The following is a 14,146-nucleotide window of genomic DNA, read 5'->3' as shown; positions in this document are numbered from 1 at the left end:
TTCTCCTTAAATCACAAAATCAACTGTCTGCTCTTGCACCGCTCGCTGCTGAGCCTGTCTAAGCGTGTGTAAAATCTCGACTCGAATAGGGTTCAGACTCAATAAATCAGTACGGGGGAATGGAGCAGATAAATGCCATTTTCCAACAATATGGGCGGTATCTCCGCCAAGTAATAACACATCATCTGAAACCAATAAGGCTTCATCAATATCGTGCGTTACCATAATCGCTGCCGCATTATGGTGGCGGACAATATCGTGTAATAAGGTTTGCATTTGGCTGCGAATGACTTCATCAAGGGCGGAAAAGGGTTCATCGAGCAAAATCACTTTCGGCTGACGAGCCAATGCCCGAGCCAAATTCACCCGCTGTGCCATACCGCCGGAAAGTTCATGCGGCATAAGATCGATTGCCTCACGCAAGCCGACTTCCTCCAAAGCCGATTCCACCCTGTGCTGAATATCGGCTTTGCTGAGTGGTAAGCGGCATTGAAAATCTAAACCGAATGCCACGTTATTTCGCACCGAAAGCCAAGGCAACAAGGTCGCCGATTGAAACACAAAGCCCACATCGGGGTGTGGCTGATTGATTTTCTCCCCGAATAACGCCACCTTTCCGCTTAAGGGTTTATCTAACCCGCTGATCACCCGCAGCAGCGAGGACTTCCCCACCCCACTCGGCCCGAGAATCGAGGTTAAAGTGCCGCTTTCTACGTTAAAAGTGACATCGTGCAAAATGGTCTTGGTTTGCTGATTTTTGCGGTAGCCAAGAGAAAGATTCGTAATGCTTAGGCTCATAAATCCCCTTTTCTAGTTCAATGTTAATGAAATGAAAATAGAGGATTCGTCTTATAAAAGAAAAGAATTAGTAATTTTTAGTTAGAACAATTTGTTATAAAAGTGTAAAAAATTGGGCTTTTTTGACCGCTTGTGGACTAAAAAATAAAGCCATAAAAGCTCAAAATGGCTTTTATGGCTTTGTTTTGGTTCGATTAGCGTTCCCTTAAACTTTCTGTGACAGATTCTTCTAATGGGCTGAGTAAATAACTCATTACACTCCGTTCACCGGTTTTGATTTCAGCAGTTATTGTCATACCTGAACTCAAATCAATTTTTCGCCCATCAGGCGATGTTAGATTCTTCCTATCTATAGCTATAGTTGCATTAAAAACTAAGCCTACATTAGGTTGTTCAATCGCATCCGGGCTAATATGTTTAATTCGACCAGTTAGATAACCATAGCGTGTATAAGGGAAAGTTTCCACTTTAATAATCACCTCCTGCCCTGCTGCAACAAAGCCGATATCTTTGTTTGGAACCAGAGCGGTGGCCTCTAACACATCGTCTTCCGGCACAATGATCATCAAGGTTTCAGCAGTCGTAACAACACCACCTATAGTGTGAATTTTCAGTTGCTGAACCGTACCGGAAACCGGTGCTCTGATCATCGAGGCCTGTCTGCGTTGATTATTTTTTTCTAACTCGAGCCGAAGTTGGCGTTCATTTTCAATATGTTGCTTTAATTTTTCCAACACATCGCTTTTAAAGAATTGCGTGATCAATTCAAGTTCTTCTTTTACATTGAGTAGATCATTTTCTAATTCATTTAATTTTGAGCGATAAACAGCTAGCTCATTCTGAGCCTCAATTAATTTATTTTCTTGCGCAAGAAGTTCGTGCTTAGATAAAGACTTCTGTTTATAAAGTGCCTTAAAGTCTTTTAATTTTTCTTGTTCAATACGTGTTGCACCTTCATATTTACGGACATAGGCAAATATTGTTTGTTTTTCAGCCTCTTTACGCTTATACGCTAAAGTTTTCTGTGTTTTTTGTTTTTGCCAAGTGGTGTATTGCTCCTCAATTAAGTGTTTAATACGTAGTCGATCTTCTTCCGATGAATCTTTAAATTCGGTTCTAGATAAATCAATCACCGGCAAGGACTCTTTTTCAATGGCAGTAAGCAAAGTTTGGTAGCGATAGTTCTCCAGTTTAGCTAAAGAAAGTGAAGCCATGGTCTTTTTGATATCTGCATCAGAACCCAATGCAGTTAAGCTGACTAATAATTGCCCTTTTTCCACAAACTGCCCATCTTTAACGAAAATTTCTTGTACAATGGCGTTTTCAATCGGTTTAATTTCTTTACTTCTGCCACTAAAAGTTAATTTACCGGGAGCAGTCGCCACAATTTCAACTTTGCTTACACTGGCAAGCACAATTGCCACAACTAAAAATAGCATAATCAAATAAGCAATTAGACGTGGTTTTTTAGAAACCGGGGTTTCAATCAGTTCTAAATGTGCCGGTAAAAATTCACTTTCGTCTTTTTTTCTGTTTGGGTGGTCTAATTCTTTACGAATTTTCCATACTTCTGCCCAAATGTTTTTATAGCGTAGGAAAAATTCATAAATACCACTAAGCCATATTTTCATTGTTTTCCTTCTTAATTAAGTTGTAATTGGTGTAAGTAGGAATAAAGTCCGTTACTGTTTTGCAGTAATTCGTGGTGCTTGCCTTGCTCAACAATTTCCCCCTTTTCCATCACAATAATTCGATCCGCATTTTTGACGGTCGATAAACGATGTGCAATCAAAATCACGGTTCTGCCTTGGCATATTTTTTGCATATTTTGCATAATAATATGCTCAGATTCGTAATCGAGGGCACTGGTTGCCTCATCAAAAATCAGGATTTTCGGGTTGTTTACCAAAGCTCGAGCAATCGCAATCCGTTGGCGTTGCCCGCCTGAAAGCCCCGCTCCTTGTTCACCCACAATGGTGTTATAACCTTCACGCAATTCTGAAATAAAATCGTGAGCCCCTGCTAATTTTGCTGCATAAATTACTCGCTCCATTGGCATTCCTGGATCTGATAGCGCAATATTTTCTCGGATACTGCGGTTTAATAACACATTATCTTGCAGCACTACACCTATTTGACGGCGTAGCCAGTTTGGATCAGCTAAGGCTAGATCATGTCCATCAATCAAAACCTGCCCATTTTCAGGAATATAAAAACGTTGCAGTAATTTAGTCAGAGTACTTTTGCCTGAACCGGAACGTCCAACAATCCCAATCACTTCTCCTTGCCTAATTTCTAAATTCACATTATTTAAAATAGTTGGTGCATCTGGTTTATATCTAAAGCGGATATTTTTAAATGAGATATAGCCTTTTATTTCTGGTAGTGATAATTTGCCTTGATATTGTTCGGTTGGAGAGTTTAAAACATCACCTAAGCGAGTGACGGAAATCCCAACTTGTTGGAAATCTTGCCAGAGCTGAGCCAGCCGAATCACCGGTGCAATCACTTGCCCTGATAGCATATTAAAGGCAATTAATTGCCCAATACTAAGATCGCCTGAAATAACTAAGTGTGCCCCTAGCCAAAGGTTGATCACCATAACGGTTTTTTGAATAAGTTGTACACCTTGTTGCCCAATGGTTGCTAATACGGTGACACGGAAGCTTGATGAAACATAGCTTGCCAGCTGTTTATCCCATGTATCCGTCATTTGTGGAGCAACCGCCATCGCTTTAATCATATTGATGGCTGTTACCGATTCAACTAAGAATGCTTGATTGTCAGCACTTCGGGCAAATTTATCGTCTAAACGCCGTCTTAAAATCGGACTAATAAAAATTGACCATAAAATATAGCAGGGTAGTGAGCCGAGAATGACTAAGGTCAATTTCGGGCTGTAATACCACATTACGGCAAAAAAGATAAAAGAGAATAATAAATCTAATACCGAGGTTAATGCTTGTCCGGTAAGGAAATTTCGTATTTGATCCAATTCTCTGACCCGTGCAACTGTATCGCCAACACGTCTGTTCTCAAAATAAGAAATAGGTAACGATAATAAATGCCTAAATAATTTAGCGCCTAATTCCACGTCAATCCGACTAGTGCTATGGGAAAACACGTAGGTGCGTAAACCGCTTAAGACAATTTCAAAGATGATCACAATAGCTAAGGCAACCGTAATGATATTCAAGGTTGAAAAACCTCGATGCACCAGTACTTTATCCATAACAACTTGGAAAAATAGCGGTGTAATTAGGGCAAAAATTTGCAAAAAGATCGAAACAATCAAGGTTTCTAGAAAGATTTTTCGGTATTTGATCACCGCCGGAATAAACCAGGTGAAATCGAACTTTGCTAGTTGACCAACTACGGAAGCTCTAGATGTGACCAAAATTAATTGCCCTTGATAGCAGGCTTCAAATTCGTCTTGTGACAGAATTTGTGGGGCATCTTGTTCCAAATTGTAAGTTAAATAGCGGTTATTATCGGTATCCACTTTTACCAATAAAAAATGTTTACCGTTATCTTGCCAAACTAATGCAGGTAAATTCACCAAGTGTAAGCGAGAAATCTCTTTTTTAATGTGTTTCGCTTTCAACGCTAACGATTTTGCGGCTAAAAGCCAAGAGGTTAAAGAAAGCCCTTTTCCGTCAAGATCAAATTTATGTTTTATTTCTTCCGGATTAAGCGAAATATTATGGTATTGTGCCAACATAGTGAGGGCAACTAAACCAAGATCATTCCTTTGATGGTTAGCTTCCATATTGTCTCCTTTTATAAAATAAAACGGCAACTCCATAATGTGCGAAACAATATAGAGTTGCCAATCATTAAAAATTAAGCTGCTCTAGCAAATTGAATAGAAGATAAACTCGGATCCAACATTGAAGTTGGGCTCGCTAATACATTTCTCGAATCATTAGACGAGGTAAATGCACTTGCAGATGAGATTAACTTATCTAAACTGTTTGATGCATCTCGGCTATATTTGAGTAATTGATAGTTATCCACAACTTTTGTCAGTTCACTCTGAGCGATTTTACCGTTACCTTTTTCGATAAGTTCATCCACTTGCTTCGAGGTAATCCGTTCACCATTTTGACCGATAATCTCTTCAATTTTATCGTCTCTTGTTGCAACATAATTTTGAATTGTTTTTGCAAACTCTGCTTCACGGAACCAGTTTTGAATGGTGACTTTTTCCTGCTTGGTATTAGTAATCACAAGGTGGTGATTTACTTTCTCAAAGGTTAAATCTTTTAGATTTGAGTCAGAGAATGATAATTTATCATTACCTTCCGATTCAGTAATTGAATCATTACCATCGCCTTGACGGTGAACGAAAATATCATCACCTTTACCGCCGTGTAATAGGTCATTGCCTTTACCGCCATCGATAAAGTCATCACCATTTCCACCATCGATAATATCATCGCCTTTACCACCAAATAAGCGGTCATTGCCGTCGTTACCGTCAATAGTATCGACACCATCACCACCATTAAAGGCATCATTGAACTTACTACCTTTAAAAATATCGTTATGTGATGTACCGATAATTTCTTCAACAGCTTTCAAGGTATCTTTGGTGTAATAACCGGCATGGTGCTGGTTATTGCTATGACGATATTCAATTTTTTCTTCACGGTTGCCCACTAATGCGGTGTGAGTTGAAGTCACTTCGTGTAATGCTTTACCGCTTTCTACGAAACGATTTACGGTATAACTACCTTGCTCGGTCTCTTTGGTTGCATCAATAGTTAAAGCACCATAGTTTCCGCGGCTATAGTGAACTCGGTCGTAACCTTCACCGCCATCAATTTCCGTCGTACCAGAACCAACAAATACGTTGTCATCACCTTCACCAAGTTTGGCAATAATTTTTGTTTCTTTGGTTTTAGTTACATTTCCAGCATTGTCTAATTCAATACCAATACGCTGAACAACGTTAGTTAAATCAAAGGTAGAACTTGCTGCACCATCTGTAATTTTCCAGCTATCTACTCGGTTAATATGAAGTTTAGTAATATACTCATATTTACCCGTCTGCACTCGCTCGCGTTTTTCTGTTCCCGGAGTTAATAACGGTGTCCGGAATAAAATATGCTGTGTTTTCGCTTCTCCAGTGTTACTAACATCAATAATCCCTTTCGCAGAATCTAATTGCACTAATTTATCCGCTTTAAGATGTTGACCTTCTTCAAAGGCATCAACATAGGCTTTCCCGCTAAGTACTTTTTCACCTAGACGACTGATACCGGCTAAATCACCAATGTTGTTATCCCATTGCTGCTGAGTAATTGCAATAACACGTTCTGCCTGTAACTCTTTGTTTAAGTTCAGTAAGAATTTCATATTATCTTGTAAATTCGCAAGATAACGGGCATCGTAACCATTTTCAAAGTAGTTCTTACCTGGATTATTTTTTTCCCATTCTACAATTTTATTGTGAATTTTATTTGCAACGTGTTCAAACATTGCTTGTTTAGAGTACTGTAGAATAGTGGAAATCACACCGGTAATACCTGATACAAGTAGGGCAATTGGTGAAGCAACCACAGAGCCGGCAGCAGCGGCAGATACACCACCAGCAATAGCAGCCAATGCTGTATTGATTGCTGTTACTGAAGCATCAATAGTCCCTGTTCCACGTTGATATTCTGCTAATAAATTATCACCGTCATAGCCTAATTTTTTAAAACGTTCAGCATAGCTTTCTAAACTTTTTGCGTGATTAAATTTATCGGCAATACCGGCAAATGATAATGGGCTAATCGCAAGAGAAACGGTAGAAGCAATTAAGGCTGCCACAGGTCCGGTTGAAGATAAACCGGCTGCAACACGTTGGGCTAAAATGTAAGAAGAAACGGCTTTGGTAATATTACCAACAACTTGGTTTGCTAATTCAAAACCTGCACCCACTTTTCTTGATGTTGAAGCGTTTTTGTCTGCAAGTACAAGTGCAGCCGTTGCTCCCGACAGCAAGCCGGATACAATATCTAAACCAAGGCTGGTTTTATCAAAGCCACTCAGACCTTTTAGTTTTTCGCCAAGAGAGCTTAATCCTTTGACATTTTGCAGTTTTGAACCAAGTTGATTAATTTGATCACCAAAGGCGTCTAATGTTTTCACTGAGTTAGCAATATTTTCGATCAACGAGTTGGTTAACTCTAAACCAGCTTTAGCAAGTGTTAGCTCATTGCTGTTATTTTGTAATGCTTCATCTAAGTCCATACCGGCTAAGACAGAACCTAGAATAGATTGGATTCCAGATAATACTGTTTTTGCATTACTAAAACCTTTTGTAATATTTTCTGTAGAGCCAATCGCTTGACCTACTTTGGTTTTTTGAAGCAATTTATCAAGCTGAGGGGCTGACAAAACAATACCACGCTCAGTTAAACCCAATACATTGTGAATTGTGCCTAAACTGGTTTGTGCTTTTGCAATATCATTGCTCTCTTCTTTTTGCACTTCAATACCAAGCTCTTCAGCTGCCTTAACTAAATCCTGTAAACCATTACCTTTATCGGTATCATATTGGTAATCTTTTGGGATATAGAGGATGATTTTTTTTGCCCCTGTTTTTAAAGATTGCCCTGCTTTAGCTAATGATTGTCCTGTTCTATTTAAACCGGATTTAGCAGTCAACCAGGAACTTTTTAAATTTGTTGAAATATTAGTAAGTTTATTACCCATAAGGGATGTCTCCTTCTATTTTTTAATAAAATTAAATTCATTTTTAAGTGCTGTTGCCAGCTCTTCTTGATATGTATCAAAACGTTTTTTTGCTGTTTTTTTATCTAATTTACCTCCTTTGAAATAAGCAATTTTTCCTACTGATTTTTGATTTGGTTGGAAGCGTATAGATCTGACGAGTGTATCAGCATATTTCTGACACATTTTTTTATAAAGTAATTGAGAATGTCCGAATGGTGCTACCCAATCAATAATCCAACGTCTATCGCCAGACTGCCATTCCTCCGGTGTTAATGAACTAATATCCTTAATATATTTCACCTCAGTCTCAAGGTTTAAATCTGCCCAACTACAATAAGCGATCGGAATACCGTTATCTATAAGTAGCATATATTGTTCATTTTCAATTGCAGGAATCACATTGCGTGCTAGTAGTTCACAGCTCCATTCTTTGTGGAGGGAGGAGTTCATCCATAGCCAAGTAATGTTTCCTAGTAAGTTAAAATAAGATTGATTCATAATTTGCACTCGATAATTATTCTAAATTAGGTCAAAAATTATAGCATAATATAATCATTACTCGATCTTATTGTCGTATTTTTTGTTGTTTTTTTTAGCTTAAATTGTATTTTTTGTCTTTTATATAATCAGAAGAGAAAAAGGAGTGTTTTAAAGTTATACAAAATGTAGGGAAATTAAACAAAATAATTACATTGTAATATTAATGTAACATATACTTTTCTTTTTTCTTTTTGGTTGTTTTTTTGAGATAGAGGAATCAAGAGGATTGAGAAACTACATCTCAATTTGATGTGTTTGTATGACATAAAACAAACTTTATGAAAAGAAGACTTTTTTTAAGAAAGTAACTGCGTTAAAGTGGTAATCCTTATAATGAAAACACAGGGACTTTTTATGAAAAAAACACTTTTGACCCTTTTATTCGGGTGTGTGGTTACTGCGCAGGCACAAGATATCAAATTTGTGATGGAGCCAAGCTATCCTCCATTTGAAATGACCGACGAGAAGGGAGAAATTATCGGTTTTGATGTGGATATTGCAAATGCTATCTGTAAAGAGATGAATGCAAATTGTACATTCCATAGCCAACCTTTTGATAGCTTAATCCAAAGCCTAAAACAAAAACAATTTGATGCTGCAATTTCAGGTATGGGTATTGCGGAACCACGTAAGAAACAAGTATTATTTAGCGAGCCTTACTTTCCAAGCTCTGCTGCCTTCATTGCGAAAAAAGATATAGATTTTGCTAAGGTGAAAACGATTGGTGTGCAAAATGGGACTACTTACCAACACTATTTAGCAAAAGAGAAAAAAGAGTACAATGTGAAATCTTATGCCTCTTATCAAAATGCTATTTTAGATGTGCAAAATGGGCGAATTGATGCTATTTTTGGCGATGTGCCGGTATTGGCTGAGATGGCAAGAAAACACGAAGGGCTAGATTTTGTAGGGGAGAAAATCAATAATCCAAACTATTTTGGTGATGGTTTAGGCATTGCAACTCACTTGAAAAACCAAGTATTAGTTGATCAATTCAATGCAGCATTAAAAACGATTAAAGAGAATGGCGAATATCAAAAAATCTATGATAAATGGATGGGCGGCAAGTAACTTGTAAGCGGTCATTTTTTGCAAAGTTTTGCAGATTTTGACCGCTTGTATTCTTTGATTTACCCATTTAAGCCAGTATAAGTTTTAAGCATAAGCTCCATGGTCTGCTTTAAATTAGCTAGCATTTCATAACGCTTGCGATACATTGAGCGTTTTTTGCTTGGAATTTCATCTATTTTTTTACTTTCCAATTCAAGGGGTAACTGCCAATAATTTCCCGGCTTTCCGCCCGATTCCGCAAAAATAGCATCATAATCCACTACATAGCGCTTACTTTGCACCCAGCGGGATTTATTCTGGTATTTCTGTGGAATGCCTAGTAAACTCTGATAGCCAAGAACAGCCGTTAAAGCCTTCATCGTTTCAACCATTAAATAGGCCGGGCGTAAGCCGTGGCAACTTTTGGTTAATTGTTTCACCAGCTCTTTTGAATCTTCAAAATTCGGACCTTGAATTACGGCTATCAACAAGGCTTCATCTAACTTACCAAATGTTAATAAATAAACTAGCTGATTAGTCGGTCTGTGGCGAAGTTCTAATGCCCAAAAACCTTCCATCGGCTGATGTTCATTGATGTTAAGCCATAACTCAAAATCTGCAATAATTTCACCAAAATTGACCGCTTGTTCCCATAGAGGTGGTAAATGAGCCAATTTTTGCGGTAAAAACAGCAGGTTATCTGTGATTTTTTGTAAGCGTTGTTTTGCACTGAAACGCTTATCTAAAAAGCGGTGAGCCACGGGGTAGCTGTAATTTGGTCGAGCATTTAAGAGCGGAATCAGTTGTGGATTTTGTGTAACGAACTGCTCAAATTGCTTGATTTTGGAATGATGCAACCAAGAGCGAAGACGGTAACGAAAACGTTTCCCTGCGTAAGACTTCTTTCCCTGATTTGGATAAAGCGATTGTGCAGCAGGCCATTTGTATAGATTTTTCATTTTTACAACTAACAATATGAAAAGCGGCTAATTCGCAAGATTTTTCGCTAAAATAACCGCTTGTATAACTTAAAACTACAAAATAAAGCGACTTAAATCTTCGTTTTCCACCACGTCATTTAACGCTTCGGAAACATAGTTTTCATCAATGATGATTTTTTCACCACGGCGTTCGCTGGCATCGAACGAAATGCCGTCCATCAAACGCTCAAGCACGGTGTGTAAACGTCTTGCCCCGATGTTTTCGGTTTTCTCGTTCACACGGAATGCACTTTCTGCAATACGGCTGATACCGCCTTTAGTGAACTCAATCTCCACGCCTTCAGTTTTCATCAACTCACGATATTGCAAGGTTAATGAGGCATTCGGTTCGGTTAAAATACGCTCAAAATCTTCTTTGGTAAGCGATTTTAACTCCACACGAATCGGCAAGCGACCCTGTAATTCTGGGAGTAAATCAGACGGGCGAGCCACTTGGAATGCCCCCGAGCAGATAAACAGAATATGGTCGGTTTTCACCATACCGTGCTTGGTATTTACCGTTGAGCCTTCAATGATTGGAAGTAAATCACGCTGAACACCTTCACGAGAAACATCTCCACCCGAATGCTCGCCTTTTTTACAGATTTTGTCGATCTCATCAATAAAGACAATACCGTGCTGTTCCACCGCTTCAATCGCTTGCTGTTTCAGCTCTTCAGGATTTACTAATTTCGCCGCTTCTTCATCAAGCATCACCTTTAACGCATCTTTGATTTTCATTTTGCGTTTTTTGGTTTTGCTTGGCGACATTCCCTCAAACAGCGATTGTAATTGCGAGGTCATCTCTTCCATTCCCGGCGGGGTCATAATCTCAACGCTCACTTGAGCTGCCACGTCAATTTCAATCTCTTTATCGTCTAATTGCCCTTCACGCAATTTTTTGCGGAAAGTTTGGCGGGTAGAATTATTGTCGGATTCCTGCACATTTCCCCACTGATCTTTCGCCGGTGGCAATAATACGTCTAAAATGCGATCTTCCGCTGCATCTTGTGCACGCATTTTATTTTTTTCGACCGCTTGTTGGCGGACTAATTTCATCGACACATCAGCTAGATCACGGATAATCGAATCCACTTCTTTACCCACATACCCCACTTCAGTGAATTTGGTTGCCTCAACTTTGATAAAAGGGGCATTGGCAAGCTTCGCCAAACGGCGGGCGATTTCGGTTTTACCCACACCGGTCGGACCGATCATTAAAATATTTTTGGGGGTCACTTCTTGGCGGAGATCTTCCGGCAACTGCATTCTTCTCCAGCGGTTACGCAAAGCAATTGCTACCGCACGTTTTGCATCTTTTTGTCCGATAATGTGTGCGTCTAATTCTGAGACGATTTCACGGGGTGTCATTGACATAATGTTATTCCTTAAATTAATTACCCTCTCCCACAAGGGGAGAGAGTTATTTAACTAAACTTCTTCAATCACGTGCTTGTGGTTACTGTAAATATCAATATCGCCGGCAATTTTTAACGCTTCCGCAACGATTTCTTTTGCAGATAAATTATTTTCGGTGCGTAATAACGCAAGAGCAGCGGCTTTCGCATAGTTACCGCCTGAACCAATCGCCAGTACATCTTGCTCCGGCTCAATCACATCGCCCGAACCTGAAACCAATAAAAACTCGCTGTCATTGGCGACAATCATCATCGCTTCTAAACGGCGTAAAGCACGCTCGGTACGCCACTCTTTTGCCAGTTCCACTGCCGATTTCACTAAATGCCCTTGGTGTAACTCCAATTTTTTCTCGAATAAATCACGCAAAATAAAGGCATCAGCGGTCGAGCCGGCAAAGCCTGTCACCACTTTGTCTTTATACAAACGGCGAACTTTCCGCACCGTGCCTTTCTCGATACAATTTCCAAGCGTTGCCTGACCATCACCACCGATAGCCACTTTTCCGTCTTTACGCACGCATACAATCGTTGTCATACTAAATCCTTCTTTTTAAAAACTTTGGCTTATATGGGGATATGCTGTGTGTTTTCAAGCTTAAAACTCACATTTCTTTGTTAAGGTTGTCGCAATAGGTTGCCCGTTTTCCAATGAAATTGCCATTTTATAGGAGAGAACTTGCACTTTTTGTGCAATGGCTTGAGCGAATAATTCGGCATATTTGGGGTCTATCTGCTTTGCCACTTCAAACCGTTCAATACCTGTGTGCAAAATAGCGAAAAAAATGACCGCTTGTAAGCCCTGTTCAGCGATTTTCGTCAGCTCCCGCAAATGTTTTTGCCCCCGCTCGGTTTTGGCATCGGGGAACATTCCCACACCGTTTTCGGTTAAAAGGGTGGTAGATTTCACTTCCACAAAACAATCCGGCAGAAGGTCCGATTTGAGCAAAAAATCAATCCGACTGTTTTCACTGCCATATTTTTGTTCAGGCAGAATGTGCTGATAATCCGCAAGCTCGCTAATCCATTGATTTTCCAAGGCTTCTTGTACAAGCTGATTGGCTCTCAAGGTATTGACACAAATAAAATCCCCCGCTTGGGTTTGGGTTAGTTCCCAAGTGTGAGCATATTTACGTTTGGGGTTATGAGAGGTGGAAAACCAAACTGTATCACCGGGGTTGGCACAGCCTGTCATCGCACCGGTATTTGGGCAATGGAGGGTAATTTGTTCGCCATTTGGCAACTGAATATCGGCAAGAAAACGTTTATAACGGCGAAGTAAAATGCCGTGGGAAAGAGGGGGAAATTTCATTTGCAAAAAATCCTGTTAAATTAACCGCTTGTATCTTTTCATCATCGGTAGCAAAACGGAGAGTAAGGCGGTGCAAATAACAATAATAATCCCAACCCAAGTCACTAAACTGAGCTGTTCTGATAAAAAGACCAATGCCATTAGCAGTCCGAATACCGGTTCAAGTGCGAGTAGAATACCTGCAAGAATAGGCGAAGATTGGCTGATGCCTTTGTTCCATAACAATATTGCCAAGCTGGTACAAATAATGCCTAAATATGCTACGCTCGCCCATGCTGAGAGACTGGTTGGCAGTTGCCAATTTTCTGCAAAGAGTAAGGTAATAGGTAAGGCGGTAATTGCCCCTTGCACCAGCGTGATCTTGGTTAAATCGATCACTTTTACTGATTGCAGAATCTCTTTGCTGAGGTACATTCCCACAATAAAACTTAAACTGCCTAAGGTTACAAGCAATAATCCTAATACATTGATTGAACCGCTATCATCGCTACCCGATGCCATAATTAAAATCCCCAAGCAGGCAAATAAACTTAGGATAAAATCGAGCCTGGTTGCCTGTTTTTTGAAACAAAAATAGCTGACTAACACAGTTAAAAGCGGGTTTAGCCCGAGTAGTGCCACGGCACTTGCTGCGGAAGTTAATTTCAAGCCGGAAAATTGTAAGATCACGCACAGAGGAAAAGTGAGAAAACTAATCAGCCAGACTTTAATGTGCTGATTTTTCTGGATTTTTTTATACGCAGGAATAAAAAACGGCAGAGCGATAAACGCCGCTAACGTCAGCCGAATTTGCATAATTTGGACAGGGTCAAAGGCTGAAATCGCCACTTTACCTACAATGAATGAACTCGCCCAAATCAGGGTTGCAATCAGTAAATATAACATTTAGACCTCGTAAAACTCTAACGGCAGATCGTCCGGATCTCGGAAAAACGTGAAGCGTTTGCCGGTGATCTCATCAATTCGGATCCCTTCATGCGGTAATTGATGTTGTTCTAAAAATGCGATGGCATATTCAATATTTTCCACTCGAAATGCCAAATGGCGAAGCCCGCAGGTTTCGGGCGAGGTGAAACGAGGCGGCGTTTCAGGAAAACTGAATAATTCAATTTGTGAGCCATCTTTAAAGCGTAAATCTAATTTATAGCTGGCACGTTGCTCTCGGTAGGTTTCTGCGATGATCTCTGCCCCTAAAATGCGGGTGTAGAAATGTTTGGATTTTTCGTAATCGGAAACAATTAATGCAATGTGGTGGAAACCTAAAATGGGCGATTTCATCTTTTTTCCTTAATGTGTAAAATTTTTGGTAAAACTGACCGCTTGCA

General features: G+C 39.7%; 12 protein-coding genes. 1 reads left to right on the top strand and 11 read right to left on the bottom strand.

What is annotated here, in order from left to right; translation table 11 throughout:
* Positions 1 to 6: 6 nt before the first annotated feature.
* From EDC41_RS03575 to EDC41_RS03555, 5 genes are all read right to left on the bottom strand, one after another.
* On the bottom strand, positions 7 to 798 hold the full coding sequence (locus EDC41_RS03575) for an ABC transporter ATP-binding protein (RefSeq protein WP_006252562.1): 792 nt from the start codon (positions 796 to 798) through the stop codon (positions 7 to 9).
* 194 nt (positions 799 to 992) lie between these two features.
* The gene (locus EDC41_RS03570; RefSeq protein WP_006248025.1) at positions 993 to 2,429 is read right to left on the bottom strand and encodes an HlyD family type I secretion periplasmic adaptor subunit; all 1,437 of its coding nucleotides are present in this window, start codon (positions 2,427 to 2,429) and stop codon (positions 993 to 995) included.
* Between the two features lie 11 nt (positions 2,430 to 2,440).
* Positions 2,441 to 4,567 carry a type I secretion system permease/ATPase gene (locus EDC41_RS03565; protein ID WP_020831006.1) on the bottom strand — a complete coding sequence of 709 codons (2,127 nt, stop codon included), beginning with the start codon at positions 4,565 to 4,567 and terminating at the stop codon, positions 2,441 to 2,443.
* Between the two features lie 74 nt (positions 4,568 to 4,641).
* Positions 4,642 to 7,503, bottom strand: coding sequence for an RTX family hemolysin (locus EDC41_RS03560; RefSeq protein ID WP_061888577.1), 2,862 nt, complete (start codon positions 7,501 to 7,503; stop codon positions 4,642 to 4,644).
* A gap of 15 nt (positions 7,504 to 7,518) precedes the next feature.
* Entirely contained in the window at positions 7,519 to 8,022 is a 504-nt protein-coding gene (locus EDC41_RS03555; RefSeq protein WP_041447980.1) for a toxin-activating lysine-acyltransferase, read from the bottom strand.
* 396 nt (positions 8,023 to 8,418) lie between these two features.
* Here EDC41_RS03555 and EDC41_RS03550 point away from each other — a divergent pair, with 396 nt between their 5' ends.
* Positions 8,419 to 9,135, top strand: a complete 717-nt coding sequence (locus EDC41_RS03550; RefSeq protein ID WP_020831009.1) for an arginine ABC transporter substrate-binding protein — start codon at positions 8,419 to 8,421, stop codon at positions 9,133 to 9,135.
* Between the two features lie 59 nt (positions 9,136 to 9,194).
* On the opposite strand, the gene EDC41_RS03545 is transcribed toward EDC41_RS03550, so the two are convergent.
* The 6 genes from EDC41_RS03545 to gloA2 all read right to left on the bottom strand — a co-directional run bounded on the left by EDC41_RS03545 (position 9,195) and on the right by gloA2 (position 14,099).
* Positions 9,195 to 10,073, bottom strand: coding sequence for a VirK/YbjX family protein (locus tag EDC41_RS03545; RefSeq protein WP_020831010.1), 879 nt, complete (start codon positions 10,071 to 10,073; stop codon positions 9,195 to 9,197).
* Between the two features lie 75 nt (positions 10,074 to 10,148).
* Complete coding sequence (gene hslU, locus EDC41_RS03540) at positions 10,149 to 11,474, bottom strand: HslU--HslV peptidase ATPase subunit (RefSeq protein WP_172459177.1); 1,326 nt, start codon at positions 11,472 to 11,474, stop codon at positions 10,149 to 10,151.
* Between the two features lie 51 nt (positions 11,475 to 11,525).
* Positions 11,526 to 12,047 carry an ATP-dependent protease subunit HslV gene (gene hslV / locus EDC41_RS03535; RefSeq protein ID WP_006250810.1) on the bottom strand — a complete coding sequence of 174 codons (522 nt, stop codon included), beginning with the start codon at positions 12,045 to 12,047 and terminating at the stop codon, positions 11,526 to 11,528.
* A 60-nt stretch (positions 12,048 to 12,107) separates the two neighbouring features.
* Entirely contained in the window at positions 12,108 to 12,821 is a 714-nt protein-coding gene (gene sfsA, locus EDC41_RS03530) for a DNA/RNA nuclease SfsA (protein ID WP_006250809.1), read from the bottom strand.
* Positions 12,822 to 12,836: 15 nt separating this feature from the next.
* Positions 12,837 to 13,706, bottom strand: coding sequence for a DMT family transporter (locus EDC41_RS03525; protein ID WP_006250808.1), 870 nt, complete (start codon positions 13,704 to 13,706; stop codon positions 12,837 to 12,839).
* Entirely contained in the window at positions 13,707 to 14,099 is a 393-nt protein-coding gene (gloA2, locus tag EDC41_RS03520; RefSeq protein WP_006250807.1) for an SMU1112c/YaeR family gloxylase I-like metalloprotein, read from the bottom strand. It lies immediately after the preceding gene.
* Positions 14,100 to 14,146 lie beyond the last annotated feature (47 nt).

The organism is Mannheimia haemolytica, assembly GCF_004342115.1.
Lineage (GTDB): Bacteria > Pseudomonadota > Gammaproteobacteria > Enterobacterales > Pasteurellaceae > Mannheimia > Mannheimia haemolytica.
This window is presented reverse-complemented; position numbering and strand designations above follow the sequence as displayed.

What these genes read in the sequence shown, in the direction of transcription:
- EDC41_RS03575 (WP_006252562.1), bottom strand. Translation starts at nt 798, where the DNA reads ATGAGCCTAAGCATTACGAATCTTTCTCTTGGCTACCGCAAAAATCAG.
- EDC41_RS03570 (WP_006248025.1), bottom strand. Translation starts at nt 2,429, where the DNA reads ATGAAAATATGGCTTAGTGGTATTTATGAATTTTTCCTACGCTATAAA.
- EDC41_RS03565 (WP_020831006.1), bottom strand. Translation starts at nt 4,567, where the DNA reads ATGGAAGCTAACCATCAAAGGAATGATCTTGGTTTAGTTGCCCTCACT.
- EDC41_RS03560 (WP_061888577.1), bottom strand. Translation starts at nt 7,503, where the DNA reads ATGGGTAATAAACTTACTAATATTTCAACAAATTTAAAAAGTTCCTGG.
- EDC41_RS03555 (WP_041447980.1), bottom strand. Translation starts at nt 8,022, where the DNA reads ATGAATCAATCTTATTTTAACTTACTAGGAAACATTACTTGGCTATGG.
- EDC41_RS03550 (WP_020831009.1), top strand. Translation starts at nt 8,419, where the DNA reads ATGAAAAAAACACTTTTGACCCTTTTATTCGGGTGTGTGGTTACTGCG.
- EDC41_RS03545 (WP_020831010.1), bottom strand. Translation starts at nt 10,073, where the DNA reads ATGAAAAATCTATACAAATGGCCTGCTGCACAATCGCTTTATCCAAAT.
- hslV (WP_006250810.1), bottom strand. Translation starts at nt 12,047, where the DNA reads ATGACAACGATTGTATGCGTGCGTAAAGACGGAAAAGTGGCTATCGGT.
- sfsA (WP_006250809.1), bottom strand. Translation starts at nt 12,821, where the DNA reads ATGAAATTTCCCCCTCTTTCCCACGGCATTTTACTTCGCCGTTATAAA.
- EDC41_RS03525 (WP_006250808.1), bottom strand. Translation starts at nt 13,706, where the DNA reads ATGTTATATTTACTGATTGCAACCCTGATTTGGGCGAGTTCATTCATT.
- gloA2 (WP_006250807.1), bottom strand. Translation starts at nt 14,099, where the DNA reads ATGAAATCGCCCATTTTAGGTTTCCACCACATTGCATTAATTGTTTCC.